The sequence below is a fragment of the Amycolatopsis pithecellobii genome, from assembly GCF_009707865.1.
Lineage (GTDB): Bacteria > Actinomycetota > Actinomycetes > Mycobacteriales > Pseudonocardiaceae > Amycolatopsis_E > Amycolatopsis_E pithecellobii.
Genome location: NZ_WMBA01000047.1, coordinates 38,167 through 64,071, shown reverse-complemented (window position 1 = coordinate 64,071; position 25,905 = coordinate 38,167). Strand labels below are relative to the sequence as shown.

26 protein-coding genes and 1 rRNA gene are annotated in these 25,905 nt (G+C 68.6%); 6 read left to right on the top strand and 21 right to left on the bottom strand.

Annotation, left to right across the window (positions count from 1 at the left end; translation table 11 throughout):
• The 13 genes from GKO32_RS26025 to GKO32_RS25965 form a co-directional block, all read right to left on the bottom strand.
• Positions 1 to 78 (bottom strand): 16S ribosomal RNA (locus GKO32_RS26025); the annotation flags it as partial.
• A gap of 330 nt (positions 79 to 408) precedes the next feature.
• Positions 409 to 1,683, bottom strand: a complete 1,275-nt coding sequence (tyrS, locus tag GKO32_RS26020) for a tyrosine--tRNA ligase (protein ID WP_312868552.1) — start codon at positions 1,681 to 1,683, stop codon at positions 409 to 411.
• A gap of 9 nt (positions 1,684 to 1,692) precedes the next feature.
• Complete coding sequence (locus GKO32_RS26015) at positions 1,693 to 2,307, bottom strand: DNA-3-methyladenine glycosylase (protein ID WP_154759525.1); 615 nt, start codon at positions 2,305 to 2,307, stop codon at positions 1,693 to 1,695.
• Positions 2,304 to 2,903: a VOC family protein gene (locus GKO32_RS26010; protein WP_312868551.1), complete on the bottom strand. Its 600-nt coding sequence runs from the start codon at positions 2,901 to 2,903 to the stop codon at positions 2,304 to 2,306. Before GKO32_RS26010 ends, GKO32_RS26015 begins: the two co-directional genes overlap by 4 nt.
• Positions 2,904 to 4,313 carry an argininosuccinate lyase gene (gene argH, locus GKO32_RS26005; protein WP_154759524.1) on the bottom strand — a complete coding sequence of 470 codons (1,410 nt, stop codon included), beginning with the start codon at positions 4,311 to 4,313 and terminating at the stop codon, positions 2,904 to 2,906.
• A gap of 5 nt (positions 4,314 to 4,318) precedes the next feature.
• Positions 4,319 to 5,518, bottom strand: a complete 1,200-nt coding sequence (locus GKO32_RS26000) for an argininosuccinate synthase (protein ID WP_154759523.1) — start codon at positions 5,516 to 5,518, stop codon at positions 4,319 to 4,321.
• A 20-nt stretch (positions 5,519 to 5,538) separates the two neighbouring features.
• Positions 5,539 to 5,979, bottom strand: a complete 441-nt coding sequence (locus GKO32_RS25995) for an arginine repressor (RefSeq protein WP_246244693.1) — start codon at positions 5,977 to 5,979, stop codon at positions 5,539 to 5,541.
• 44 nt (positions 5,980 to 6,023) lie between these two features.
• Positions 6,024 to 6,950, bottom strand: coding sequence for an ornithine carbamoyltransferase (gene argF, locus GKO32_RS25990; protein ID WP_154759522.1), 927 nt, complete (start codon positions 6,948 to 6,950; stop codon positions 6,024 to 6,026).
• 1 nt (position 6,951) lies between these two features.
• Positions 6,952 to 8,151 (bottom strand): acetylornithine transaminase, encoded by a 1,200-nt coding sequence (locus tag GKO32_RS25985; protein WP_154759521.1) that lies wholly within the window; start codon positions 8,149 to 8,151, stop codon positions 6,952 to 6,954.
• Positions 8,148 to 9,068, bottom strand: coding sequence for an acetylglutamate kinase (gene argB / locus GKO32_RS25980; RefSeq protein WP_154759520.1), 921 nt, complete (start codon positions 9,066 to 9,068; stop codon positions 8,148 to 8,150). The genes GKO32_RS25985 and argB overlap by 4 nt, the downstream gene beginning before the upstream one ends.
• Positions 9,065 to 10,225 (bottom strand): bifunctional glutamate N-acetyltransferase/amino-acid acetyltransferase ArgJ, encoded by a 1,161-nt coding sequence (gene argJ / locus GKO32_RS25975; RefSeq protein ID WP_312868550.1) that lies wholly within the window; start codon positions 10,223 to 10,225, stop codon positions 9,065 to 9,067. The genes argB and argJ overlap by 4 nt, the downstream gene beginning before the upstream one ends.
• Positions 10,222 to 11,250, bottom strand: a complete 1,029-nt coding sequence (gene argC / locus GKO32_RS25970; RefSeq protein ID WP_154759519.1) for an N-acetyl-gamma-glutamyl-phosphate reductase — start codon at positions 11,248 to 11,250, stop codon at positions 10,222 to 10,224. The genes argJ and argC overlap by 4 nt, the downstream gene beginning before the upstream one ends.
• A gap of 67 nt (positions 11,251 to 11,317) precedes the next feature.
• Complete coding sequence (locus GKO32_RS25965) at positions 11,318 to 11,800, bottom strand: helix-turn-helix domain containing protein (RefSeq protein WP_154759518.1); 483 nt, start codon at positions 11,798 to 11,800, stop codon at positions 11,318 to 11,320.
• 198 nt (positions 11,801 to 11,998) lie between these two features.
• On the opposite strand from GKO32_RS25965, the gene GKO32_RS25960 reads away from it, so the two are divergent.
• Positions 11,999 to 12,691 (top strand): DNA alkylation repair protein, encoded by a 693-nt coding sequence (locus GKO32_RS25960; RefSeq protein ID WP_312868549.1) that lies wholly within the window; start codon positions 11,999 to 12,001, stop codon positions 12,689 to 12,691.
• 44 nt (positions 12,692 to 12,735) lie between these two features.
• On the opposite strand, the gene pheT is transcribed toward GKO32_RS25960, so the two are convergent.
• The 6 genes from pheT to infC all read right to left on the bottom strand — a co-directional run bounded on the left by pheT (position 12,736) and on the right by infC (position 18,611).
• Positions 12,736 to 15,261, bottom strand: a complete 2,526-nt coding sequence (gene pheT, locus GKO32_RS25955; RefSeq protein ID WP_312868548.1) for a phenylalanine--tRNA ligase subunit beta — start codon at positions 15,259 to 15,261, stop codon at positions 12,736 to 12,738.
• Positions 15,262 to 15,329: 68 nt separating this feature from the next.
• Entirely contained in the window at positions 15,330 to 16,397 is a 1,068-nt protein-coding gene (pheS, locus tag GKO32_RS25950) for a phenylalanine--tRNA ligase subunit alpha (protein ID WP_154759516.1), read from the bottom strand.
• 97 nt (positions 16,398 to 16,494) lie between these two features.
• On the bottom strand, positions 16,495 to 17,340 hold the full coding sequence (locus GKO32_RS25945; protein WP_154759536.1) for a TrmH family RNA methyltransferase: 846 nt from the start codon (positions 17,338 to 17,340) through the stop codon (positions 16,495 to 16,497).
• Positions 17,337 to 17,726: a 50S ribosomal protein L20 gene (gene rplT, locus GKO32_RS25940; protein ID WP_312868546.1), complete on the bottom strand. Its 390-nt coding sequence runs from the start codon at positions 17,724 to 17,726 to the stop codon at positions 17,337 to 17,339. Before rplT ends, GKO32_RS25945 begins: the two co-directional genes overlap by 4 nt.
• A 63-nt stretch (positions 17,727 to 17,789) precedes the next feature.
• The gene (rpmI, locus tag GKO32_RS25935; RefSeq protein WP_154759515.1) at positions 17,790 to 17,984 is read right to left on the bottom strand and encodes a 50S ribosomal protein L35; all 195 of its coding nucleotides are present in this window, start codon (positions 17,982 to 17,984) and stop codon (positions 17,790 to 17,792) included.
• Positions 17,985 to 18,056: 72 nt separating this feature from the next.
• A complete protein-coding gene (infC, locus tag GKO32_RS25930; protein ID WP_312868553.1) occupies positions 18,057 to 18,611 on the bottom strand; it encodes a translation initiation factor IF-3 in 555 nt (184 codons plus the stop codon).
• 250 nt (positions 18,612 to 18,861) lie between these two features.
• Here infC and GKO32_RS25925 point away from each other — a divergent pair, with 250 nt between their 5' ends.
• Positions 18,862 to 19,221, top strand: a complete 360-nt coding sequence (locus tag GKO32_RS25925) for a DUF1844 domain-containing protein (protein WP_312868545.1) — start codon at positions 18,862 to 18,864, stop codon at positions 19,219 to 19,221.
• A gap of 7 nt (positions 19,222 to 19,228) precedes the next feature.
• On the opposite strand, the gene GKO32_RS25920 is transcribed toward GKO32_RS25925, so the two are convergent.
• Both GKO32_RS25920 and GKO32_RS25915 read right to left on the bottom strand, forming a co-directional pair.
• Positions 19,229 to 19,609: a RidA family protein gene (locus GKO32_RS25920; protein WP_154759514.1), complete on the bottom strand. Its 381-nt coding sequence runs from the start codon at positions 19,607 to 19,609 to the stop codon at positions 19,229 to 19,231.
• Between the two features lie 14 nt (positions 19,610 to 19,623).
• Positions 19,624 to 20,370, bottom strand: a complete 747-nt coding sequence (locus GKO32_RS25915; RefSeq protein WP_154759513.1) for an IclR family transcriptional regulator — start codon at positions 20,368 to 20,370, stop codon at positions 19,624 to 19,626.
• A gap of 96 nt (positions 20,371 to 20,466) precedes the next feature.
• Here GKO32_RS25915 and GKO32_RS25910 point away from each other — a divergent pair, with 96 nt between their 5' ends.
• From GKO32_RS25910 to GKO32_RS25895, 4 genes are read left to right on the top strand one after another with little or no spacing between them, the layout of a single operon-like run.
• A complete protein-coding gene (locus GKO32_RS25910) occupies positions 20,467 to 21,735 on the top strand; it encodes an amino acid deaminase (RefSeq protein ID WP_154759512.1) in 1,269 nt (422 codons plus the stop codon).
• Positions 21,736 to 21,744: 9 nt separating this feature from the next.
• Positions 21,745 to 23,328, top strand: a complete 1,584-nt coding sequence (locus GKO32_RS25905; protein WP_154759511.1) for an N-acyl-D-amino-acid deacylase family protein — start codon at positions 21,745 to 21,747, stop codon at positions 23,326 to 23,328.
• On the top strand, positions 23,325 to 24,710 hold the full coding sequence (locus tag GKO32_RS25900) for a GntP family permease (RefSeq protein WP_154759510.1): 1,386 nt from the start codon (positions 23,325 to 23,327) through the stop codon (positions 24,708 to 24,710). The genes GKO32_RS25905 and GKO32_RS25900 overlap by 4 nt, the downstream gene beginning before the upstream one ends.
• Before the next feature lie 10 nt (positions 24,711 to 24,720).
• A complete protein-coding gene (locus GKO32_RS25895) occupies positions 24,721 to 25,782 on the top strand; it encodes a lactonase family protein (RefSeq protein WP_154759509.1) in 1,062 nt (353 codons plus the stop codon).
• Positions 25,783 to 25,905: the final 123 nt, after the last annotated feature.

Genomic DNA, 25,905 nt, shown 5'->3' with positions numbered 1-25,905 from the left:
ACCGGATCAGCGTTCGACTTGCATGTGTTAAGCACGCCGCCAGCGTTCGTCCTGAGCCAGGATCAAACTCTCCAACAATGACAAGTTCGATCGACTCGAAAATCAATCTCAAAGGAACCCACAAAAAGGGGTTCAAAACAAAAGCTCTACTGGCTTAGTTCACTAGCACACTGTTGAGTTCTCAAACAACACACCACTGCTTCTGGCAACCCCAAGCAGAAACCAACCACTCTCAAAATTCCCAGAGATGGATTTCCTACCCGGAGGTCAAGGCCACCCACTCTACCACCTGAGGTGGGAGCTTGGTTCGTGGCCCCTCCGCCGCCCGGTCTCCCTGGCGACGAAGAGAAGATTACACCCATCTGACACCCGCGAAACAGGGGGGTCACTTAATCGCGAACCCGCAGGTCAGGGCGTCAATCGGACGCCGCCAGTGGTTCGCTTGCCACGGCGCACGACGAGCCACGTGCCATGCAGCGCGTCGGCTGTGGACGGGCGCCATTCCTCGTCGGCGATCTTCACGTTGTTCACGTACGCCCCGCCTTCCTTCACCGCGCGACGGGCAGCGCCCTTGCTCTCCACCAAACCCGGCGCGAGCAACAGGTCGACGATCGTGGGCTGATCGGCAAGCCGGATCTCCCCGGTGGGGACTTCGGCCATGACCGCGTCGAGTGTCCGCTCGTCGAGTTCACCGAGCTCACCCCGGCCGAACAGGGCCTGGCTCGCCAGCGTCACCTGCCGGGTCTGCTCCTCGCCGTGCACGAGCGTGGTCAGCTCCTCGGCGAGTTTCCGTTGCGCCGCCCGCAGTTGCGGCTTGTCGGCGGTCAGCTGCTCGAGTTCGGCGATCTCCTCGCGGCCGAGGAAGGTGAACATCTTCAAGTACGGGATGGCCTCCGCGTCCCCGACGTTCACGAAGTACTGGAACCACGCGTACGGCGAGGTCATCGACGGGTCTAGCCACAGGTTCCCGCCGCCCGTGGACTTTCCGAACTTCCGGCCTTCGGAATCCGTGACGAGCGGCGTGGTCAGCGCGTGCACGGCGGCGCCGTCCACCTTGCGGATGTAGTCCACCCCGCCGACGATGTTGCCCCACTGGTCCGAGCCGCCGATCTGCAGTTTCGTGCCGTAGCGGCGGTGCAGCTGGAAGTAGTCGTAGGACTGCAGGAGCAGGTAGCTGAACTCGGTGTAGGACATCCCGTCCGCGGCGAGGCGCCGCTTGACCGTCTCCCGCGCCAGCATGACATTGATCGAGAAATGCTTGCCGACATCGCGCAGGAAATCCAGCGCGCTGACTTCGGCGAACCAGTTCAGGTTGTTTTCGATGATCGCGCCGGTGGGCGAATTGTCGAACGTCACGAACTTCTCCAGCTGCGCCCCGATGCGCAGCAGGCGTTCCTGGATGACGTCGACGCTGACCAGCGTCCGCTCCCCCACGTCACGTGGGTCGCCGATCTGGCCAGTCGCGCCGCCCGCGAGGACGATGGGCCGGTGCCCAGCGCGCTGGAAACGGGCCAAGGTCAGCAGCTGCACCAGGTTGCCAGCGTGCAGGCTGTCCGCGGTCGGGTCGAAGCCGCCGTAAAGCGTGAGCGGACCGGCGTCGAGGTCCTTCCGGAGGGCGTCGGAGTCGGTGGACTGGGCGATGAGCCCCCGCCAGGACAGTTCGTCGAGAATGTGTTCGCTCACGCACCGATACTATTTGCCGGGCCTGACCCGCCCGCCGCGCCGGTAGGCCGACACCGCGGGCGAGTCGATCCAGAACCGCCACGGCGTATCCATCGCGGCCGCGACCCCGACCCGCGGGCCGGTGCGAATGTCCTGCGCGGAGATGTCATCACCCGTGAACAAGCGCACCGGTGAGGCCGGGTCGAGGAGATCGGCACCGTTGTGCTCGGGTCCGATGCGCAACGCGGAAGTCAGCCGCGCGGGTCCCTGGGCGAGTTCGTGATCGCGGCGGGCGGCTTTGCGGCGTGCGCGGGCCAGGTCCAGGCCCTCGGTCACTTCGGCGGCGCGGAGCAGGACCGCGCCCGGCCCCCCGTCTTCACCTCCCACGACATTGGCGCAGAAGTGCATGCCATAGACGAAATAGACGTACAGATGACCGGCGGGGCCCCACATCACCGCGTTGCGCGCGGTCTGCCCGCGATAGGAGTGCGAAGCCGGATCGTCCTGGCCCCGATACGCCTCGACCTCGACCAGACGAGCCGCGACGGTGCCTTCCGGCTCGGTCGTCTCGATCACCGCGCCCAGCAGGAGCCGCGCCAGATCCAGCGGATCGACGGCGAGCTCCTCCCGTTTGAACAGCCTCATCGCAGCACCACATCGCCGCTGACGACCGCTTCCAGCCCCGGCTGGTCGCCGCGCTCGACGTCGAGTTCCTGGCCGACCGCGGCAAGGCGCCGGGCGATCAGGCCAGGATCGGGATGGACGGCGCGTAGGGATTCCAGGCGGACGCCGTGATCCAGGCTCTCCGCGGGATGCGGGGACCCGTGCCAGTCGATGAGGAACGGGACCACCCCGTCGCCGTCCGGCGGGAACGCGAGCTCCCATTCGAGGACGACACCGTCCGGGCGGCGCCGGGACATCGGCACCGGGCCCAGCAGTTCGTAACCTGCCGCCCCGGCCCTCACGAGCGCATTCGGCAGGCTGGTCACCCGGGCGGCCCAGGTGACCAGCCTGGCTGACGTCAGCAAGTCGATACCGAACGGCCGCGGCTCAGCCGGCTCGGGCTGTTCGGGATCAGGACCGATCACTTCGAGATACCTGGCCCCGCCCAGCCCCGCAAGGAAGTTCCTCGTACCGCGTCCGGCGTGCTGGCCGCCGGGGCTGAGCGGCAGTCCACGCCCCCGCAGTTGCGCCACCGTGCCGTCGAGGTCCGGTGTCGCGTAGACGAGATGATCGAGCACTCAGCCGATCCATTCGCGGAAACCGGCCACGCGGCGCTCGAGCCTGTCGAGCTGTTCGGCCACGCGGGCCGGTGCCGTGCCACCACGGGCATCGCGCGACGCGACCGAACCGGCGACCGTCAGGACGTCACGCACCTGAGGGGTCAACGCGGGATGGATCTTCTCCAGCTCGTCATCGGTCAGGTCCTCCAGTCCTGCGCCGCGAGACTCGGCCACGCGGACGCACTCGCCCGCCGCCTCGTGGGCGACGCGGAACGGAACTCCTTGCCGCACAAGCCATTCCGCGATGTCCGTGGCGAGGGTGAACCCGGCGGGAGCCAGCTCGGCGAGCCGTTCGGTGTGGAACGTGAGGGTGCCGAGCATCCCGGCGATCGCCGGGAACAGCAGCTCCAGCTGCTCGACGGAATCGAAGACCGGTTCCTTGTCCTCCTGTAGATCCCGGTTGTACGCCAGCGGCATCGCCTTGAGGGTGGCGAGCAGGCCCGTGAGGTTGCCGATCAGCCTGCCCGACTTGCCGCGCGTCAGCTCCGCGACATCGGGGTTCTTCTTCTGCGGCATGATCGAGCTGCCAGTCGCCCAGGCGTCGTCGAGCGTCACGTAGCCGAACTCGGCGGTGTTCCAGATGATCACCTCTTCGGCGATCCGCGACAGGTTCACCCCCAGCATCGCCAGCGCGAACGCGAACTCCGCGGCGAAATCGCGCGAAGCCGTGCCGTCGATGGAGTTCTCGACGCTGGTGTCGAAACCGAGTTCCGTCGCGACGGCCTCCGGGTCCAGGCCCAGCGAGGAGCCGGCCAGCGCGCCCGAACCGTACGGCGACTCGGCTGTCCGGTGGTCCCAGTCCCGCAGGCGGCTCACGTCCCGCAGCAGCGCGTGTGCGTGGGCCAGCAGGTGATGCGCCAGCAGGACCGGCTGCGCGTGCTGCAGGTGTGTCCGCCCGGGGAGGACCGCGTCCGGATGCTGTTTCGCTTGTGACACCAGGGAATCGACCACGTCGAGCGTGCCGGTGGCGACCCGGCGGGCGGCGTCACGCAACCACATCCGGAACAGCGTCGCCACCTGGTCGTTGCGCGAGCGGCCCGCCCGGATCTTGCCGCCGAGCTCGACGCCCGCCCGCTCCAGCAGGCCACGTTCGAGGGCGGTGTGCACGTCCTCGTCCTCGATCGCCGGCGTGAATGCGCCGCTTTCGACATCGGCGGCGAGCTGGTCCAGCGCCGCGAGCATGCCGGTCAGCTCGTCGTCGGTGAGCAGGCCCGCGCCCCGCAGCACCCGGGCGTGCGCCCGGGACCCCGCGATGTCGTAGGGGGCAAGGCGCCAGTCGAAATGGGTCGAGGCGGACAGCTTGGCCATCGCCTCGGCCGGTCCGCTGGCGAACCTGCCACCCCACAGCTGAACAGGTTTGTCGGCCATGAACCTCAGCTCTTCTGGTCGCGCTTCGCGGCGATCTTGCTCGGCAGGCCCCACAACTGCACGAAGCCCTTGGACAGCGACTGGTCGAACGTGTCGCCTTCGTCGTAGGTGGCCAGGTTGAAGTCGTACAGCGACTGCTCGCTGCGGCGCCCGGTGACCACCGCGGAACCGCCGTGCAGGCGCAGCCGGATCTCGCCGGTCACGTGCTCCTGGCTCTTCGCGATGAACTGGTCCAGCGCGTCCTTCAACGGCGAGAACCACAGGCCGTCGTAGACCAGCTCGCCCCAGCGCTGTTCGACCTGGCGCTTGAACCGGGCCAGGTCCCGCTCGACAGTGACGTTCTCCAGCTCCTGGTGCGCGGTGATCAGCGCGATGGCGCCCGGCGCCTCGTAGATTTCCCGGCTCTTGATGCCGACCAGCCTGTCCTCGACCATGTCCAGCCGGCCGATGCCGTGTGCGCCCGCGCGCTTGTTGAGCTCCTGAATGGCCTCGAGCATCGTGACCGGCTTGCCGTCGATCGCGATCGGCACGCCCTTCTCGAAGGTCAGCACGAGCTCATCCGGCGCGCCGAAGTTGAGCGCCGGGTCCTCGGTGTAGGAGTAGACGTCCTTCGTCGGGGCGTTCCACAGGTCCTCGAGGAACCCGGTCTCCACCGCGCGGCCCCACACGTTCTGGTCGATCGAGAACGGGGACTTCTTGGTGACGTCGATCGGCAGGTTGCGCTCCTCGGCGTAGGCGATCGCCTTCTCCCGGGTCCACGCGAAGTCACGGACCGGGGCGATCACCTTGAGGTCCGGCACAAGCGCGCCGAGCCCGACCTCGAACCGCACCTGGTCGTTGCCCTTGCCGGTGCAGCCGTGCGCGACCGTGGTGGCGTTGTGGTACTTCGCGGCCTCGGCGAGGTGCTTGACGATCACCGGCCGGGACAGCGCCGACACCAGCGGGTAGCGGTCCATGTAAAGGGAGTTCGCCTGCAGCGCGGGCAGGCAGTAGCCCTCGGCGAACTCGTCCCGCGCGTCGGCCACGACCGCGTCGACCGCACCGCAGTCGAGCGCACGCTGACGGATCGTTTCCAGGTCCTCACCGCCCTGCCCGAGGTCCACCGCCACCGCGATCACCTCGGCCCCGGTCTCCTCGGCGATCCAGCCGATCCCCACCGAAGTGTCCAGCCCGCCCGAATAGGCGAGTACCACCCGCTCAGTCATTCCCATTCTCCTTCACGTACTCAGTCCAAAGTAGACGATCGCCGCGCCAGTGCGGTGAATCGGTCGGCCAGGTCCCGTCCCGACAGCGGTTCCCTGGCGATCACCGCTACCGTGTCGTCTCCCGCGATGGAGCCGACGACTTCTTCCAGCGCCGCCCGGTCGATGGCGCTGGCGAGGAACTGCGCCGCACCGGGCGGCGTGCGCAGCACCGTGAGATTGCCCGAGCAGTCCACGGAGACCATCAGCTCGGCCAGCAACCGCGACAGCCGCGAGGTGCCACCCTGCACCCCGCGCACCGGGCTGCCGTCCTCCGGGATCACATACACCGGCGCCCCCGAGTCCGCACCCCGCAACTTGACCGCACCGAGCTCGTCCAGGTCTCGCGACAAGGTAGCCTGCGTGACGTCGATGCCCTCGGCCGCCAGCAGTTTCGCCAGCTCCGTCTGGCTGCGGATGGCCATTGTGGACACCAGTTCGGTGATCCTCGCCTGCCGGGCCGCTCTGCTTATGGTCGTTCGCTCAGCAACCACACCAACAACGCCTTCTGTGCGTGCAGCCGGTTCTCGGCTTCATCCCAGACCGCACTCGCCGGGCCGTCGATGACCTCGTCGGTGATCTCCCAGCCGCGGTGTGCCGGAAGGCAGTGCAGGACGATCGCGTCCGGTGCCGCCTGGGTGAGCAGCTCGGTGTTGATCTGCAGCTTCCGGAACGGCGTCACCCGGTCAAGGCCGTCGTTCTCCTGCCCCATCGAGGTCCAGGTGTCGGTGACGAGCACATCCGCGCCCTCGACCGCCGTCTTCGGGTCGGTGAACACCGTGACGCTGCCACCGGTTTCCGCCGCGCGCCGCTCCGCCGCCGCCGTGACCTCCGGCATCGGCTGGAAACCTTCCGGCGTCACGACGCGGACGTGCAACCCCGCCGTCGCACCACCGAGCATGAGCGAGTGGGCCATGTTGTTGGCGCCGTCACCGAGGTAGGTCAGGGTCAGCCCGGCGAGCTTTCCCTTGCGCTCCCGGATGGTCTGCAGATCCGCCAGCACCTGGCACGGGTGGAACTCGTCGGTCAGCGCGTTGATCACCGGCACTGTCGCGACGGCGGCCATTGCGTTGATCCGTTGCTGAGCAAAGGTCCGCCAGACCACCGCGTCGACGAAGCGCGACAACATGCGCGCGGTGTCCTCGATGGTTTCCTCGCGGCCCAGCTGCATCGAACGGCCGTCGACGATGATCGGGTGACCGCCCAGCTGTGCGATACCGACCTCGAACGACAGCCGGGTGCGGGTCGAGTTCTTCTCGAACAGGACCGCCACCGACTTGGGGCCGGCCAGTGCACGGTTGGCGAGCGGATCCTTTTTCAACTGGTCCGCGAGATCGAGGACGGCGAGCTGTTCTTCGGCGGTGAGGTCGTCGTCGCGGAGGAAGTGGCGTGGCATGTCAGTCCTTCGGAGTGGCCGAGTCGAGTACGTCGGGTAACGCGGCGAGGAAACCGTGGGCCTGTTCCTCGCTCAGGATGAGCGGCGGCGCGAGACGGATCGCGTCCGCGGCGACGGGATTGATCAGGTACCCGGCGTCCTGCGCAGCTTTCGCGACCGCGGCCGCCACCGGCTTGCGCAACCCGATACCGAGCAGGAGGCCGGCGCCACGGACACCACCGACGAGCGGATGTCCGAGCTGTTCCACGCCGGCCGCGATGTCCTTGCCCAGCGCGGAAACATGGTCGGTCAGGTTGTCGCGCGCGATCGTTCTCAGCACCGCGAGCCCGGCCGCGCAGCACACCGGGTTGCCGCCGAAGGTCGTGCCGTGCTGCCCGGGTTTGAACAGGTCCGCCGCCGCGCCGACGGCGATCGTGGCGCCCAGCGGCAGGCCACCACCGAGCCCCTTGGCGAGCGTGAAGACATCCGGGGTGATGCCCGCCCGCTGGAAGGCGAACCAGGTTCCGGTGCGGGCGATGCCGGTCTGCACCTCATCGAGGATCAGCAGCGCGCCGGTGTCCTTGGTGATCTCCCGTGCGGCCTGCAGGTAGCCATCCGGCGCGGGGATCACGCCGCCCTCCCCGAGGATCGGCTCGAGCACGACCGCGGCGGTCTCGGTGTCGACCGCGGCCCGGAGCGCGTCGATGTCGCCGAACGGGATGTGCGTGACACCCGGCATCAACGGCTCGAACGGCGCCCGCTTGGGCGGCTGGCCGGTGAGCGCCAGCGAACCCATGGTGCGGCCATGGAAGGCTCCCTCACACGCGACGATCTTGGTGCGGCCGGTGAGCCTGCTGATCTTGATGGCCGCCTCGTTGGCCTCTGCGCCGGAGTTGACGAACAGGACCTTCGCGTTGCCGGTCAGACCCGCGACGTCCAGCAGCCTCTCGGCCAGCTCCACGGTGACCGGGTTGACGTACAGGTTCGAGGTGTGCCCGAGCTTCGTGATCTGTTCGGTGACGGCGCGGACGATTTCGGGATGCGCGTGCCCGAGCGCGTTGACCGCGATCCCGCCGACAAGATCGACGTACTCGTTGCCGTCGGCGTCCCAGACCTGCGCGCCTTCCCCACGGACCAGCGTCAGTTGCGGGGTGCCGTAGTTGTCCATCAGCGCGGACTGCCAGTGCGCCTGTCCGTCTACATTGGACACTATCTGGTTCATGACGGCTCCTGTTCGGGGATGACCATGGTGCCGATGCCACGGGACGTGAAGACTTCGAGCAGTACGGAATGCGCGATCCGGCCGTCGATCACGTGCGCGCGCCGGACCCCGCCGCGGACGGCCTTCGCGCAGGCTTCCATCTTCGGGATCATGCCGCTGGCCAGGGTCGGCAGGAGCTGTTCGAGCCGGCCGACCTGGATGCGGTCGATCAGGGACGAACGGTCCGGCCAGTTCGCGTACAGCCCCTCGACATCGGTCAGCACGACGAGCTTCTCGGCGCCGAGCGCGGCCGCGAGCGCACCCGCGGCCGTGTCCGCGTTGACGTTGTGCACGACGCCGTCCACGTCCGGGGCCACCGTCGAGACGACCGGGATGCGACCGGCGTTGACGATGTCGAGTACCGCGTCCGGGTTGACCGAGGCGACCTCGCCGACCAGGCCGACGTCGACCGCCTCACCGTTGACCGTCGCGTGCTTACGCTCGGCGGTGAACAGCTGCGCGTCCTCGCCGGAGATCCCGACGGCATACGGACCGTGCGCGTTGATCAGGCCGACCAGTTCGCGGCTGACCTGACCGACCAGCACCATTCGCACGACGTCCATCGTCTCGGGGGTGGTGACCCGCAGCCCGCCCTTGAACTGGCCTTCGATGCCGAGGCGGCCGAGCATGCTGGTGATCTGCGGGCCACCGCCGTGCACCACGACCGGGCGCAGACCGGCGATCCGCAGAAAGACCATGTCCTGGGCGAAGGCGTGCTTGAGCTCGTCGTCGACCATGGCGTTGCCGCCGTACTTGATCACGACGGTGGCACCGTGAAACCGCTGCAGCCAGGGCAGGGCCTCGATCAGGACGCCGGCTTTCTCCGCCGCGGAGGCGAGCCGGTCGTCGGCGGGGACCAGGGCTTCGGATGGGGTCATGAGGAGTAGGCGCTGTTCTCTTCGACGTAGCCGTGGGAAAGATCCGTGGTGTAGATCGTGGCGGTGCTGGTGCCGACCCGGAGGTCGAGCAGGATCTCGATGGCACGCCCGGACAGGTCGGCCTGCGAACGGTCGGCCGCGGTGGTGCCGTTGTCGAACAGGGTCACCCCGTTGATCGTGATCGACAGCGTGTCCGGGTCGACCTCGGCCTGCGCACGACCGACCGCCATGGCGATCCGGCCCCAGTTCGGGTCGGAGCCGAACAGCGCGGTCTTGACGAGGTTGTCCTCGGCGACGGTACGGCCGATGTTGATCGCGTCCTGCTCGCTGGCGGCGCCGCGGACGACGATGTCGACGTCCTTGGTGGCTCCCTCGGAGTCGGCACGCAGCTGGTGGACCAGGTCGAGGGAGACGGCGGTGAGCAGCTCGGTGAAATCGTCGACGCTCGGCACGAGGCCGCTGGCACCCGAGGACAGCAGCAGTACCGTGTCGTTCGTCGAAGTACCGCCGTCGACGTCGAGCCGATCGAACGTCACGCGCGTGGCGGCGCGCAGGGCCGCGTCGAGCGCGTCCGGCTCGAGCATCGCGTCGGTGGTGAGCACCGAGAGCATGGTCGCAAGGTTGGGCGCGAGCATTCCCGCGCCCTTCGCGATGCCACCGATACCCCAGCCCGCGACGTGGGTTTTGAAGCTCTGCTTGGGTTTCGTGTCGGTCGTCATGATCGCGGTCGCCGCCGCGAGACCGGCCTCCGGCGTGGCGGCGAGCGCACCGGCCGCAGTGTCCACTCCGGACAGTACCGCAGTCATCGGCAGCCGTTCCCCGATGAGACCGGTCGAGCAGACGGCGACCTCGATGGCACCGGTGTCGAGCACCTTGGCGACCTGTTCGGCGGTGGCATGCGTGTCCTGGAAACCAGCCGGACCGGTGGCCGCGTTGGCCCCGCCCGAGTTGAGCACGATCGCGCGCAGTCGCCGGTGCCGCAGCACTTCCTGCGACCACAGCACGGGCGCGGCCTTGATCGTGTTGCGGGTGAACACGCCGGCGGCGGCCTGTTCCGGCCCGTCGTTGACGATCAGGGCGAGGTCGAGGGCTCCGGAATCCTTGATCCCGGCAGCCACGCCGGCGGCCCGGAATCCTTTCGGTCCGGTGACGGTCACGGGGCGACTCCTACAGTGGAAAGTCCGGTGGATTCGGGCAGGCCGAGTGCGATGTTCATGGACTGGATCGCTCCTCCCGCGGTGCCCTTGGTCAAGTTGTCGATCGAGGTGACCACGATCAGCCGGCGCGCGTCGGCGTCCACAGTCACCTGGAGCTGCACGTTGTTCGAGCCCAGCGTCGCCGACGTGGCCGGCCACGCGCCTTCGGGCAGCAGCTGCACGAAGGGCTCGGCGGCGTAGGCCTTCTCGTAGACCGCGCGGGCGGCGGCACTGTCCACTTCGGACGCGAGCGGCGCGCTCGCGGTGGTGAGAATGCCACGCGGCATCGGCGCGAGTACCGGCGTGAACGACACCGTGACCCGCTCCCCCGCCACCGCGCTCAGGTTCTGCGCGAGCTCCGGGGTGTGCCGGTGCACGCCACCCACCCCGTACGCGCTCGCCGAACCCATCACCTCGGAACCCAGCAGGTGCGGTTTCAGGCTCCTGCCCGCGCCGGACGTGCCGGTGACCGACACGACCGACACCTCCGGCCGCACCAGCCCGGCGGCCAGCGCCGGCGCGAGCGCGAGCGAGCCACCCGTCGGGAAGCAGCCCGGGACGGCGATTCGCTTGGTCCCGGCCAGCTTCTCGCGGGCGCCCGGCAGCTCCGGCAGCCCGTACGGCCACGTGCCCGCGTGCTCACCGCCGTACCAGCGCTGCCAGTCGGCCGCGTTGGCGAGCCGGTGGTCCGCGCCGAGGTCGACGACGAGCACGTCGGGCCCGAGTTCAGCGGCGACCGCCCCCGAATGACCATGCGGCAACGCGAGGAACACGACGTCGTGCCCGCCGAGAATCTCGGGCGTGGTCTCGCGCAGCATCCGGTCCGCCAGCGGAGCCAGGTGTCGCTGATGCTGCCCGAGTGGCGTGCCCGCGCTGCTGGCAGCCGTCAGTTCGCCGATCTCCACTTCCGGGTGCACCAGCAGCAGACGCAGGGCTTCGCCGCCCGCGTACCCGCTTGCCCCGGCCACCGCGACCTTCACCGTCATACGCATGATTATGCATGGCGACGCAAATTCAATCAATCACGGGACGGCGGAAGCGGGCGCCGGCTCGTTACGGATCTTCGGCCATCGTCGAACGCTGGCTGGGCGGTTCAGGCAGGTACTCCCCCGGCCGTTCGGGATCGCAGCCCACCCGCGGCAGCCGTGCGCGGATACCCCCGGGGCTGCGCCCGAAGCGAACCGCGATGTCCTCCACCGTCTCCCCTCTTATCCAGGACTCCTCCAGTTCCGCGTCGAGCTCGGGCGTCCACGGCCGTCCCTGGCTCGCGGGACGCGCTCGTGTTCTGCGGCCACCCGCCAAGCTGATCGCGACGTGATGGCGCAACGTCTCCGACAGCACGGAACCCAGCGCGACGGCGACATCCGAGCTGACCTCGAGATGGCCCTCCGCGAGGACGTCACCACGCGGCCCCGCACCGCCGACACTCACGATCAGCCGGTCTGGCTGGTCACCACCCGGCAGCGCGGTGACCTCGATGGAATAGGTGTTCTCGCCGGCCCGAACCTTGCTCCGGTGCTCTTCGACAATCGTCATGCCGGAGAGGCTAGCGGCACCCTCCGACAATTTTCGTCACCGACCGCTCCCGCTCGATCGCGCTCCGAAATTGTCGGACCCCTGACGTACGGTCCTCGCATCATCACTACCAGCCATCTGGGGGCCGGATGAAAACGCTTCTGAGCAGGCACGAAGGACTTCGCCGTCTCGGCGAGCGGGCGTGGCTAATCTGCGGAGGTGGACGAAGTGGACGATCTGGTGAGCGCGGCCCGGAAGGCGCTCGCGGCGGCAGGAGATCCGGCGAAAGCGCCCGCGATGCGCCGGTACATGAAGTCCACGATGCCGTTCCGCGGCGTGCCGAAACCGGGGCGGCAGGCGGTGACCCGGCGGCTGTTCGCCGAGTTTCCCTTACCGGACAAGGGTTCCTTCGTGGCGGCAGCCGAAAGACTGTGGCGCGAAGCGCAATTCCGCGAGGAACGGTATGTCGCCATCGACCTGACCGGTCACCGCGCCTATGCGCGCTGGCAGGACAGCAGTCTGCTGCCGCTCTACGAAGAGATGATCGTGACGGGTGCGTGGTGGGACTATGTCGACGAGCTCGCGGCGCGCCGGGTCGGGCCGATCCTGCGTACCGAGCCCGCGATCATGGGTCCGGTATTGCGCCGGTGGGCCGTCGACGAGGACCACTGGCGACGGCGGACGGCGATCATCTGCCAGCTCGGCGCGAAGGAGGAGGTCGATCTGGATCTGCTCACCTTCGTGATCGAAGCGAGCATCGGAGAAAGCAACTTCTTCCTCCGCAAAGGAATCGGCTGGGCGTTGCGGCAGCATGCGCGGCGGGATCCGGACTGGGTCAAGCGGTTCGTCGACGCGCATCCCGGGCTGTCGCCACTGTCCGTGCGCGAAGCACTCAAGCACGTGCCGCGCTGAGCAGGTGGGGCGCCAGGCTCCGGCTCCCCACCATGCTCGCCACGTCAGCCGCGCAGCGCCGCGCCGAACCGGGAGGCCGCTTCCGCGACCGCCGCGTCACGAGCCTTGGTCGCCTCTTCGACGGTCAGTGTCCGGTCCGGGGCACGGAACCGCAGCTTGTAGGCCAGGGACCGCTTGCCGTCGCCGACCTGATCGCCGCTGTAGGCGTCGAACAGCGTGACGTCCTCCAGCAGCTCCCCACCGCCGGTCACCACGGCTTGGGCCAGGTCCGCGGCGGGCACCTTGGCATCCACCACGAGCGCGATGTCCAGCAGCACCGGCGGGTACGGCGAGACAGCCGGCGCGGGACGGTCGTCAGGCAGCGGGATCGCGTCCAGATCGAGCTCCATCGCCACGGTCCGCTTGGGCAAGCCGAGCGCTTCCACGACCTTGGGATGCAGCTCGCCCGCGTGGCCCACGGGCCAGTCTCCGACAAGCAACTCGGCGCAGCGGCCGGGGTGCCAGGGCGCGAGATCAGCGGCGCGCACCCGCAGCGTGATCCCGGCGGCCGCGCCCACGATGCGCGCGGCCTCCACGGCATCGGCCCAGCTCGCCTGTTCGCCCTCGCCCCACCAGCCGGATCGCGCTCGCTGCCCGGCCAGCACCACCGCCACGTGCTGTGGCTGCGGTGGGACCGCGGCCTCGAGCCGGGCCAGATCCTCGTCGCCGGGCCGATGATCGACCGCCAGGTCGGGAACCGGCAGCGGGGTCGCCCTGGGCAGCACAACCTGCCCGATGTGGAACAGAGCCAGGTCACGGAAGCCGCGGGAAACGTTGCGCTGCAAGGTTTCCAGCAGACCGGGCAGCAGCGAGCTGGCCATCTGGTCCTTGTCGGCCTCCAGGGGGTTGCGCACCTTCACGGTGTGCCGGCGCACGTCGTCCTCGGCCAGGCCGAACGCGTCCCACGTGCCGGCCGACATGAACGGGAAGGGCAGCACTTCGACATAACCGGCTTCGGCCAATGCGCGCGAGACGGTACGGCGACGGCGCTGCGTCTCGGTGAGCCCCGCGCCGGCCGGTGCGAGCGGGAGGGTCGAGGGGATGCTGTCGTAGCCCTCGAGCCGCAGTACCTCTTCCACCAGATCGGCCGGCTGCAGCAGGTCACCGCGCCAGCTCGGGGGCACGGCGGTGACCTGGGCGACGCCCTGGTCGGACGTGCCGATCTGAACTTTGCAGCCGATCTGGCTCAGTCGGCGGACGGTCACGCCACGCTCGTAGCGGATTCCGGCCACCCGGTCTGGCAGGTCGATCGGCATCGTCACGGGAGCCATCGGCGCGACATGGCCGACGTCGGTGCGGCCCGGCTGGATGCTGCCGTCGCCGTAGCGACGCAGCAGGCGGGCGGCGACTTCGACCGCCGCGGCGCACAGTCCTGGGTCGGTGAACCGCTCGAACCGCTTGGCCGCCTCGGAGAACAGCTTGTGCCTGCGGGCGGTGCGGCTGATCGACGCCGGGTCCCAGTGCGCGGCTTCGAGCAGGACGTCGGTACTCTCCGGGCTGATCTCGGTGCTCGCGCCGCCCATCGTGCCCGCCAGCGAGATGACCCCGCTGTCGTCGGCGATCACGATGTCGTCCGGGTCCAGGGCGCGTTCGACGTCGTCGAGAGTCGTCAGCTTCTCGCCCGCCGTCGCGCGGCGGACCACCAGGTCGCCCTTCACCGAGGAGGTGTCGAAGGCGTGCAGCGGATGGCCGAGCTGGAGCATCACGTAGTTGGTGACGTCCACGGCCAGCGAGATCGACCGGATACCGGCCAGCAGCAGCCGCCGGTGCATCCACCATGGGGTCGGTGCGGTGGCATCGAGCCCGGTGATCCGCCGGAGCACGAACCGGCCGCAACCGTCCTCGTCCTCGATTCGGACCGGCCAGGCCTCTCCTTCCGGCTCGGGCAGGTCCAGCGACGCCGGGTCTCCGAAGGGCACGTCGAGCGCGCACGCGAGCTCACGCGCCAGGCCCCGGACCGAGAGCGCGTAGCCGCGGTCCGGAGTGGGCACGAGGTCGAGCACCGTGTCGCCGAGGCCGAGCACCTCACGCGCGTCGTCGCCGGGCGAAGCCGTCGACGAGGGCAGCACCAGGATGCCGGTATGGTCCTCGCCGAGCCCCAGCTCGCGCGCCGAGCAGATCATGCCGTCGCTGACCCGGCCATAAGTCTTGCGCTGCGCGATGGCGAACCCACCCGGCAGCACACTGCCCGGCAACGCCACGACCACGAGGTCACCTTCGACGAAATTGGTCGCGCCGCACACAATCCCGCGAGTGTGGATGCCGTGCGGCCCCTGGTCGTCCTCGTCGGAGTCCTCGTCCTCAGGCGCTTCTTCGCCGGTCTCGACGCGGCAGTAGCGGATGGGCTTCTTGAAGTCGGTCAGCTCCTCGATCTCGGCGACGCGGCCGATCACGACCGGGCCGGTCACCGCGTCGAGCGGATGGACGCCGTCGACCTCGATCCCGATCCGGACGAAGGCGTCGGCCAGCTCCTGCGGCCCGACTTCGCCGGCGTCGAGATGCTCGAGAAGCCAGCTCACGGGAACTCGCACTACGCCTCCTGTACCTTGCGGGACACCCGGTCGGCCCGAATGATCAGGGCTCCGCCGTCGTCGATCATTCAGGCCTCCGTTCCGAAGGGAAGAGTGAAACGGACATCGCCCTCGACCATGTCACGCATGTCGGGGATGCCGTTGCGGAACTGCAGGGTGCGTTCCAGCCCCATGCCGAACGCGAAACCCGAGTACACCTGCGGGTCGACGCCGCAGGCGCGCAGCACGTTGGGGTTGACCATGCCGCAGCCGCCCCACTCCACCCAGCCGGGGCCGCCCTTCTTCTCTTCGAACCACACGTCGACCTCGGCCGAGGGCTCGGTGAACGGGAAGAAGTGCGGGCGCAGCCTGGTCTTCGACTGTTCCCCGAACATGGCGCGCGCGAACGCGTCAAGGGTGCCCTTGAGGTGGGCCATGGTGATGCCCTTGTCCACCGCGAGGCCCTCGACCTGCGAGAAGACGGGGGTGTGCGTGGCGTCCAGCTCATCGGTGCGGTAGGTGCGGCCGGGGCACACGACGTAGACCGGCAGGTCGCGGTGCAGCAGCGCACGAGCCTGCACGGGGGAGGTGTGCGTGCGCAGCACGAGACCGGAGTCCGGTTCGCCGACGTAAAAAGTGTCCTGCAACTGGCGGGCGGGGTGGTCCTTGCCGAAGTTCAGCGCGTCGAAATTGAACCACTCGGCTTCGAGCTCGGGACCTTCCGCGACCTCCCAGCCCATCCCGACGAAAACGTCGGCGACACGCTCGCTGATGGTGGTGATCGGGTGGCGGGCGCCGCGGGGAACCCGGTCCCACGGCAGGGTCACGTCGACCGCTTCCTCGCGCAGCACATGCTCGTCGCGTTCAGCCTGGAGCTGCGCGCGGCGGGAGTCAAAGGCGCCCTGGATGGCCTGCCGGGCCTCGTTGACCCGCTTGCCGACCTCGGCCTTCTCCGCCTTGGGCAGCGCGCCGATGGCACGGCGGGCCACCAACAGCGGCGAGTGATCACCGAGGTGGGCCGGCTTGACGGCCGCCAGCGCGTCGAGGTCGGCCGCCTTGGCGAACTCGGCCTGGGCGCTGTCGATCGCGGCCTGCAGGGTTTCCGGCTTCAGCGCGTCGGCCGGCGCTGCGTCCTGCTTGTCGTTGGGTCCGGACATAACTCCTCAGCGTCCGCTTGACGGTCCGCGGCTCGGCACGAGCACACGTAAGCGATTACCGGGAGATTCTAGGCGACCCGCGTTCGGTCACGACGGGTCACCCTCCGCTCGACCTGCGCTCCGCGGGGCTGAGTGCCATCGCGCTGCCGTACAGGCAGACCGCGGCCGCGGTGGCCAGGTTGAGGCTTTCGGCCTGGCCGTAGATGGGGATGCGGACACCTTCGTCGACCGATTCGAGGATCCGACCCGGCAGACCGTGCGCCTCGTTGCCGAAGACCCACGCCGCGGGCACGTCCAGCGCCAGCGAATCCAGCCCGGTTTTCGCGTAACCATCGGCGCCGAACAGCCGTAACCCGGCCGCGCGGCAGACCTCGAGTGCGGCGTGCGCGTCTCGTGTCCTGGCCAGCGGGACGTGGAACAGGCTGCCCGCCGAGGCGCGCACGCACTTGCCGTTGTGCGGATCGACGCTGTCCCCCGCGAGGATCACCGCGTCGGCCCCGGCCGCGTCGGCGACGCGGATGACGGTGCCCGCGTTACCGGGATCAGCCACGTCCACGAGCACGGCGACCAGCCGGGCGGCGGGCGGAAGTACTGCGTCGAGTGACCGGCCGAGCAGCTCGCAGACCGCGACAATGCCTTGCGGGGTCACGGTTTCCGACAAAGCCGCCGCGGCGCGGTCGGTGACCGGTGAGACCCGGGCGCCTGCCGCACGGGCAGCCGAGACCAGCTCGGGATTCGCCTCCGCCGCGTCGGCTGTCACGAACAACTCGTGCACGAGACCCCGCTCGCCAGCCAGCGCAGCGCCGACGGCGTTCGCGCCCTCCGCGAGGAAGCGCCCCGCCTTCTCCCGTTCCGCGCGCCGTGTCAGGCGCCGCGCAGCAACGACCCGGGGGGACCGCTGTGTGAACGGTTCCGCCCCGGGCCGGGTGGTGTTCTCGCTCAGGCCGACTTCTTCTCGGTCGTGTCGGGCCCCGTCGTCACGTTCTGCTTCGCGAGCTCGGCGAGCGCGGCGAACGCGGCGGCGTCGGTGACGGCGAGGTCGGCGAGCACCTTGCGGTCGACCTCGACACCAGCGGCCTTGAGGCCCTGGATGAACCGGTTGTAGGTCACGCCGTTCTGCCTGGCTGCTGCGTTGATGCGGGTGATCCACAGCTGGCGGAAGTCACCCTTGCGGGCACGGCGGTCCCGGTAGGCGTAGTTGAGCGAGTGGAGCGTCTGCTCCTTGGCCTTGCGGTACAGCCGCGAACGCTGACCGCGGTAGCCGCTGGCCAGTTCGAGAGTTGCGCGACGCTTCTTCTGGGCGTTCACCGCCCGCTTGACGCGTGCCACGGGTCCATCCTGTCGATCTCGGGGGGCGCGAGCGCCCCGGGGTTAAGGCAAGTCCGGTAAAGCTCAGCGACCGAGAAGCCGCTTGACCCGGCCCACGTCGTTCTTGGCGATTTCGGTCGTGCCCTCCAGGCGGCGGGTGACCTTGCTGGCCTTCTTCTCCATCAGGTGACGGCGACCGGCCTTCTGCCGGCGCAGCTTGCCGGTGCCGGTCACGCGGACCCGCTTGGAGGTCCCGCTGTGCGTCTTCATCTTGGGCATTCGTTGCTCTCCTTCAAAGTGCAGCACACCGGGCGGCCGGTGTGCTGCGGACTGCGTCAGACGGCTGGCCCGTCAGGGTTCGACCGGTTCCCTGACCGCCTTGGCCTTCGCCTTCGCGTTCTTGTGCGGCGCGAGAACCATGATCATGTTCCGGCCGTCCTGTTTCGGCGACGACTCCACGTAGCCGAGCTCGGCCACCTCGTCGGCGAGCTTCTGCAGCAGCCGGAAACCAAGCTCCGGCCGGGACTGCTCACGCCCGCGGAACATGATGGTGACCTTCACTTTGTTCCCTGCGGAGAGGAAGCGGGACACGTGCCCCTTCTTCGTCTCGTAGTCGTGCTGGTCGATCTTCGGACGCAGCTTCTGTTCCTTGATGACGGTCAGCTGCTGGTTGCGGCGGGACTCGCGGGCCTTCTGCGCACTCTCGTACTTGAACTTGCCGAAGTCCATGAGCTTGCAGACCGGCGGGCGCGCCTGCGGAGCGACCTCGACGAGGTCTAGATCCGCCTCCTGCGCGAGTCGGAGCGCATCCTCGATCCGGACGATACCGACCTGCTCACCGTTGGGTCCGACGAGCCGGACCTCGGGAACGCGGATGCGGTCGTTGATGCGTGTCTCGGAGCTGATGTGGCCTCCTTGGTCCGAGGAAAATGTCTAGCCTGCTCGACCTGGTGCCCACATACCACGGGCCCCGTCACCAGCCTCTCTCACGCTGGTATGCGGGGCCCTGTTCCGATCGCGTCCGAAGACGCTTCACCACCTCGCGGGTGGCGAGACCGGACCCGGCCGCCTGAGTCTGGCAACACGGGTGGGAGCGGGGCTCCACTTGCGGCCCCCGATCACTCGAGGGCTGGTCGCACGTGGAAGGGTAGCAGACGTGTCTTACAACGCTTCCTCCCAGCCCGAGAATTCCCCGGACGTGCGCGAACTGGAGGACATCCCCAGCGTGGAGGTCATCAGCAGGGCCGCGGTGATGCTGATGTCCGCCGCCGCGGAGCGGCTCGGGCTGGCCGATGACGACCCGGACACGAGCCCCCACCGCGACCTGGACGAGGCGCGGCGGCTGATCACCGCGCTGGCCGGGCTGGTCACCTCGTCCGTCGAGTACCTCGGCGTGCACGCCGCTCCCCTGCGTGACGGCCTGCAGTCGCTGCAGAAGGCGTTCCGGGAATCCTCCGCCGTGCCCGACGCACCGGGCCAGGGGCCGGGCGAGAAGTACACCGGCCCCGTGCTCTGACCAGGACTCAGTCCAGGACGGCGAGTGCGTCGATCTCGACGAGGAGCCCTGCGGGCAGGCCGACGTAGACCGTGGTGCGGGCCGCGTAGGGCTCCTTCACCAGCTGGTTGTAGACCTCGTTGAACTCCGCGAAGTGGGCGGTGTCGGTGAGGTAGACCCGCACCATCACCACGTCGGCGAAGCTCGAGCCGGCCGCTTCGAGAACCGCCTCGACGTTCGCGAACGCCTGCCGTGCCTGCTCGCCGACGCTGCCGCCGACGACCTCGCCCGTCTTCGGATCGACCGCGACCTGTCCGGCGACCTGCAGGATGTTGCCCTTGCGCGCGCCCGGGGAGTACGCCGCCGCGGGTTTCGGCGCATTCTCGGTGCTGATCGCGACCTTCGCCATCGATTCTCCTTCTCTCACTGTCCCGTCCATCCACTGTGGACGGACGCGTTGCGTGCCGCCGCCGTCAGGTCCGGCAGCAGCGCCAGCAGTCCTTCGTAGTCCAGCAATACCTTCGGCACCGAAAGCGACACCGCGGCGAGCACCGTTCCGCCCGGGCCGCGCACGGGCGCGGCGAGGCAGTGGATGAAGTCCTCGTGCTCGGCGTTGTCGACGGCGTATCCCTGCTCCGCCACCCGTTCCAGCTCGGCCAGGTACGCCACGGGATCGGTGATCGTGTTCCCGGTCAGCGCCGGATAGTCGATCGCATGGGCAACCTCCGCGCGACGATCGGGACCGAGCGCGGAAACCAGCACCTTTCCGACCGCGGTGCAGTGCACCGGCGCGCGCTTGCCGATCCGCGAGTACATCCGCACGCTGTGCCGGCCCTCGTACTTGTCGACGTAGACGACCTCGCCGTCTTCATAGGTGGCCAGGTGCACGGTGTGCCCGGTGCGCGCGTTGAGCTCCGCCAGCGCGGGCGCGGCGCTGCGCCGGACGTCGGAACTTTCGAGCGCCCGGCTGGCGAGGTCGAACAGTGCACTGCCGAGCCGGTAGTAGCGCACACCCTCGCGCCGCACGAAGTGATGCGCTTCGAGCGTGCGCAGCAGCCGGAGCACGGTGGACTTGTGCACGCCGAGCCGGTCGGCGAGCGCGTCCAGCGTGTCCGCACCTTCCGCGAGCGCGTCCAGCACGCTCAACCCACGATCAAGACTCTGACTCAACCGCCACCACTCCCATTGACCCGCACGAGCTGTGATGCTACATCTACGGAACTCAACATGTGCAATCGCCATTGCACATAACGCAACGGAGTGCCGATGACCTCCTCGGACTGCTCGGTGGACCCCGCAGCGCTCGCGGCGCTTCGCCGCGAGGTGCTCGACTGGCGGTGCAAAGCGATTCCCTCCTCACTGTGGGGCGTTTCGCTGGCGGATGCGGCAAAACAACGGCTCAGTCTGTTCGACGGCGGATTTCTGGCCCCGGTGGTGACGATCGACGCGGAGTCGCTGGAGCACAATCTCGTCACAATGGCGGCCTGGTGCGCCGAACACGGCGTCCGGCTCGCCCCGCACGGCAAGACGACCATGGCGCCACAGCTGTTCGCCCGCCAGATCGAGCACGGCGCGTGGGGCTTCACCGCGGCGAACGCGAGCCAGCTGCGGATTTTCCGCGCCTTCGGCATTTCCCGGGTCATGCTGGCGAACCAGCTCGTCGATCCCGCGGCGCTGCGGTGGCTCACGGCCGAGCTCGAACGCGATCCGGGGTTCGAGTTCAGCTGCTGGGCCGACTCCGTCCGCTCGGTGGAGCTGATGACGGAAACCCTTCGCGGGGCGGCAAAGCAGGTCGACATCCTGGTGGAACTCGGCGGGGACGGCGGGCGCACCGGGGCTCGTGACGAGGCGACCGCGCTCGCCATCGCGGAAGCCGTGCGGGCGAGCCCGGCATTGCGGCTCGTGGGCGTCAGCGGCTACGAAGGTGCGTTCGGACACGACCGGTCCGCGCATTCGGAGCAGGCCGTCGGCGATTACCTGCGGCGGCTGCGGGCACTCACGATCACGTTGGCAGAACACGGATTCTTCACCGGTCAGATCATCGTCACCGCCGGTGGAAGCGCTTACTTCGACCAGGTGGCCGCGGAACTGACCGGATGGCCGGACGGGTTCGACGTGCTGACCGTGTTGCGCAGCGGCGCGTACGTCACCCACGACGACGGCTTCTACCGCGGGATTTCCCCGCTGCGCCACCGGTTGCGCCCGGCGTTGCGCGCCTGGGCACAGGTGACCTCGAAGCCGGCGTCAGATCTCGCACTGCTCACGATCGGCAAGCGCGACGCGTCGTTCGACGAGGGATTGCCGGAACCGCACCTGTTCCGCCGTGACGGCATCACCAGGCGGCTCGACGGGCACACCGTGACGGCGATGAACGACCAGCACTCGTTCCTCGAGCTGCCGTCCGGTTCGCCGCTGGAGGTCGGTGACTGGGTGGGGCTCGGCCTGTCCCATCCATGCACGGTGTTCGACAAATGGCAGCTCATTCCCGTCGTCGACGGGGACACGGTCGTCGACTTCGTCCACACCTACTTCTAGGGGTCCACAATGGACATTGTCATCCGGGGCGCGCGCGTCGCCGACGGCACGGGCGCGCCATTGGTCCGTACCGATGTCGGAATCCGTGACGGACGCATCGCCGCGATCGGCGGTGCGCTCACCGGCACCCGGGTCCTGGACGCCGGCGATCTCGTGCTGGCACCCGGATTCATCGACATGCACGCACACTCCGACCTGCAGCTACTCGCCCGGCCGGACCATCTGGCGAAGCTTTCCCAGGGGGTCACCACCGAGGTACTCGGCCAGGACGGGCTGTCCTACGCCCCGGTCGACGACACGACACTCGCGGCGATACGCGAACACATCGCCGGCTGGAACGACGACCCGGACAACTTCGCCTGGACCTGGAGATCGGTCGGCGAGTACCTTGACCGGCTCGACGAAGGTATCGCGGTCAACGCCGCTTACCTTGTGCCGCAAGGAACCGTGCGGATGCTCGCCGTCGGTTCCGGCGACCGGCCCGCCACGGAGTCCGAAGTGGACCGGATGTGCGAACTGGTCGCGACCGGCCTGCGCGAAGGCGCAATGGGTATGTCCTCGGGTCTGACCTACACGCCCGGGATGTACGCGAGCACCGAAGAACTCGTCGCGCTGTGCGAGGTCGTCGGTTCCCTCGGCGGCTACTACAGCCCCCACCACCGCAGCTACGGCAAGGACGCGCTGGCGGCGTACACGGAAATGATCGACGTCTGCCGGCGCGCGAACTGCCCGCTGCACCTGGCGCACGCGACGATGAACTTCTCGGTGAACAAAGGAAAGGCGCCCGAGTTGCTGCGCCTGATCGACGAGGCGCTCGACGACGGAGCCGATATCTCGCTCGACACCTACCCCTATCTGCCGGGTTCCACCGTCCTGTCCGCCCTGCTCCCGAGCTGGGCGGCCGACGGCGGCCTGGCGGCGACACTGGCGCGACTGTCTGATGTGGACACCCGCGAGCGGATCCGGGCGGATATCGAGGAGATCGGTTCGGACGGCGCGCACGGGGTGCCGATCGACTGGGACAGCATCGAGATCAACGGCGTGCGCAAGGCGGAGAACGTGCATCTCGTCGGTCACAGCGTCGCCGAATCCGCCCGCCGCGCCGGGATTCCCGCCGCACAGCTGTATTTCGACGTGCTGGTCTCCGAACGGCTCGGCACTTCGTGTCTGATGCACGTCGGGCACGAAGATAACGTCCAGACCATCATGCGGCATCGCACGCACACCGGCGGCAGCGACGGGCTGCTGGTCGGCGACCGTCCGCATCCACGCGCGTGGGGCACCTTTCCCCGTTACCTGGCGCGCTATGTGCGCGAACTGGGTGTGCTCGAACTGGCCGAGTGCATCGCACATCTGACCGGACGGCCCGCGCGGCGGCTGCGGCTGGCCGATCGCGGTCTCATCAAAGAGGGCTACGCCGCCGATCTCGTGCTGTTCGACCCGGACACCGTCCGGGACACCGCCACCTTCGACGACCCGAGGCAGCAGGCCGAGGGCATCCCCTACGTCTTCGTGAACGGCATCGCCGCGCTCGACGACGGGTCCCCCACCGGCACGCTCGCCGGGCACTCTCTCCGACGGAGGTCCGCTTGATCCACTGGTTGCAGCACACAACGGGCGGGTTGCTCGTCCTCGCCGCCGCGTCCATCGCCGTCCTTCTCCTGCTGATCATCAGCTGGAAAGTCGAGCCGTTCATCGCGCTGATCGTGGTCGGTTTGCTGACCGCGCTCGCCGCCGGTCTTCCGGTCGGCACGATCGTCGGTACTGCACAGAAAACCTCGGATTCGTTGCTGGAAAAGGGGTTCGGCAGCATACTCGGGCACATCACGGCGATCATCGGGCTCGGTACCCTGCTCGGGTCCATTTTGGAGCGTTCCGGTGGCGCCCGGGTGCTGACCGGCGGGCTGCTGCGGGCGTTCGGAGAGAAGCGCGCGCCATTGGCGATGGGCCTGGCGGGGCTGATCTTCGGTATCCCGGTGTTCTTCGACATCGGCATCTTCGTACTGGCGCCGCTGGTGTACGTGGCCGCACGGCAGGGCGGACGTTCGATCCTGTTGTACTGCCTGCCCCTGCTCGCGGGCCTGTCCATGACGCATGCGTTCATCCCGCCACACCCCGGCCCGGTCGCCGCGGCGGGACTGTTGCATGTGGACCTCGGCTGGATCATCCTGATGGGTGCGGTGTGCGGCATCCCTGCGTGGTTCGTCAGCGGTGTGCTGTTCCCGAGCTGGATCGGCAAGCGGATGAACATCCCGGTGCCGCAGGACATGATCGTCGCCGACGACGAAGAGGAGGACACCGACCCGCCGTCACTCGGACTGGTCGCCCGGATCATCGCGGTGCCACTGGTGCTGATTCTCGCGGGCACCTTCGGGAGTATCTGGCTGCCCGCCGGATCCCGGCTCGCCGGCGTCGCGACGTTCGTCGGTACCCCCGTGGTGGCGCTGACGATCACCGTGCTGCTCGCCTCGTGGTTGCTCGGCTACCGCCGCGGGCTCACCGGCAAGGAGCTGTCCGAGCTGGCCGGGTCGGCGCTTCGGCCGGTCGCCATGATCCTGCTCGTCGTCGGCGCGGGCGCGTTCTTCGGCGCCGTGCTCGCCGCGACCGGGATCGGCAAGGCCGTCGCGGACTCGTTGCACAACGCCGGTCTTCCGGTGATCCTCGCGGCATACGTGATCAGTTGCGGGCTGCGGGTCGCGCAGGGCTCGGCGACCGTCGCCATCGTGACCACGAGCGGCATCATCGCCCCCACGGTCTCCGAACTCGGCTATTCGCAGGTGCAGCTGGCGCTGCTCGTGGTCGCCATCTCGGCCGGGTCGATCATCGCCTCGCACGTCAACGACGGCGGGTTCTGGATCGTGTCCCGGTACTTCGGGTTGACGGTGGCCGAAACCCTGAAATCGTGGACTGTGCTGGAAACACTGCTGTCGGTATCCGGTTTCGCCGTCGCCGCCATCGTGATGGGCTTCGTGTAGGAGGTTCGGTATGTTCCCTCGCCGCATTTTTCTCGGGATCACGGCATTCGCACTCGCCGCGACACCCGCGATGACCGCGCGGGCAGGCCAGCGCCACCGCGCCTTCGTCGGGAGTTACACCAATTCCGACCCCGCCGGTCACGGACTTGACGTGGTGAAAGCTGGGAAGCCCGGGCTCGACGCGGACTTCACCGTGCCGGGGGTGCCCGACGCGTCGTGGTTCGCGCGTCGCGGCAACGTTCTCTACGTCACCAACGAAAGCGACCCCGGCTCGGTGACCGCGCTCGACATCAGCGGGAAACCGCGGATTCTGGGCACGCAACCGGCACTCGGCGCCGCTCCGACGCATCTTTCGGTGCATCCCAGTGGTCGGTACCTGCTGACCGCCAACTACACCAGCGGTTCCGTGGTGGTACACCCGATCCTGCCCGGCGGGGGGCTCGGCGCCGCAACGGATCTCGTCGAACACGGCGACGGTGCGCACGCGCATCAAGTGGTGACCGATCCCAGTGGCCGCTGGGTGCTCGCGGTGGATCTGGGCACCGACTCGGTGTACGTCTATCAGCTGACGAACGGGAAACTCAGGCCGCACCAGCAACTCGTGCTGCCCGCCGGCAGCGGTCCACGGCATCTTGCCTTCCATCCCCACGAAAGACTCGCCTACCTCGCCTGTGAGCTGACACCGGTGGTGACCGTGCTCGGCTGGGATCCGGCCGGCGGAACCGTTACCGCGGAACAGGTTGTGGACACGGCGAGCTCACCAGGGCCGAACTATCCCGGCGAGATCGAGGTTTCCGCGGACGGCCGGTTCGTCTACGTGTCCGTGCGGGGAGAAAACACAATCGCCACATTCGCCGTCCGCGGCCGGGAACTGGTGCGGCTGGGCGAAAACATGCCCAGCGGCGGGGTGTGGCCGCGACATTTCACGCTGGACGCCGGGCAACGCTGGATGTATGTGTCGAACCAGCGGTCCGGCACGGTGAACTGGCTCCCCCGCGACCCGACGACCGGACGGCTCGGTGCCGCCGCCGGTTCCCTTGCGGTGCCGTCAGTGGCGACCGTGTTGCTTTAGTGGTTCAGACCCCCGCGCTGCACTGAACTGGCCTGGAGCGCGCAGCCACGTGATTTCCCGAGTTCCTCACGCGGCTGCGCGAGCACCAGCTGCCCCGGCTCGACGCCGCCCCCGGCCGTAGCA

Bases quoted from the DNA above. Each gene is read 5' to 3' on its own strand.
- argB (WP_154759520.1), bottom strand. From the start codon at position 9,068: ATGACCCCATCCGAAGCCCTGGTCCCCGCCGACGACCGGCTCGCCTCC.
- GKO32_RS25910 (WP_154759512.1), top strand. From the start codon at position 20,467: ATGACCTCCTCGGACTGCTCGGTGGACCCCGCAGCGCTCGCGGCGCTT.
- pheS (WP_154759516.1), bottom strand. From the start codon at position 16,397: ATGTCCGGACCCAACGACAAGCAGGACGCAGCGCCGGCCGACGCGCTG.
- GKO32_RS25965 (WP_154759518.1), bottom strand. From the start codon at position 11,800: ATGACGATTGTCGAAGAGCACCGGAGCAAGGTTCGGGCCGGCGAGAAC.
- argH (WP_154759524.1), bottom strand. From the start codon at position 4,313: ATGGCCGACAAACCTGTTCAGCTGTGGGGTGGCAGGTTCGCCAGCGGA.
- GKO32_RS25985 (WP_154759521.1), bottom strand. From the start codon at position 8,151: ATGAACCAGATAGTGTCCAATGTAGACGGACAGGCGCACTGGCAGTCC.
- GKO32_RS25920 (WP_154759514.1), bottom strand. From the start codon at position 19,609: ATGGCGAAGGTCGCGATCAGCACCGAGAATGCGCCGAAACCCGCGGCG.
- GKO32_RS26015 (WP_154759525.1), bottom strand. From the start codon at position 2,307: ATGAGGCTGTTCAAACGGGAGGAGCTCGCCGTCGATCCGCTGGATCTG.
- GKO32_RS25895 (WP_154759509.1), top strand. From the start codon at position 24,721: ATGTTCCCTCGCCGCATTTTTCTCGGGATCACGGCATTCGCACTCGCC.
- argC (WP_154759519.1), bottom strand. From the start codon at position 11,250: ATGACGGTGAAGGTCGCGGTGGCCGGGGCAAGCGGGTACGCGGGCGGC.
- GKO32_RS26000 (WP_154759523.1), bottom strand. From the start codon at position 5,518: ATGACTGAGCGGGTGGTACTCGCCTATTCGGGCGGGCTGGACACTTCG.
- rpmI (WP_154759515.1), bottom strand. From the start codon at position 17,984: ATGCCCAAGATGAAGACGCACAGCGGGACCTCCAAGCGGGTCCGCGTG.
- argF (WP_154759522.1), bottom strand. From the start codon at position 6,950: ATGCCACGCCACTTCCTCCGCGACGACGACCTCACCGCCGAAGAACAG.
- GKO32_RS25905 (WP_154759511.1), top strand. From the start codon at position 21,745: ATGGACATTGTCATCCGGGGCGCGCGCGTCGCCGACGGCACGGGCGCG.
- GKO32_RS25995 (WP_246244693.1), bottom strand. From the start codon at position 5,979: ATGGCCATCCGCAGCCAGACGGAGCTGGCGAAACTGCTGGCGGCCGAG.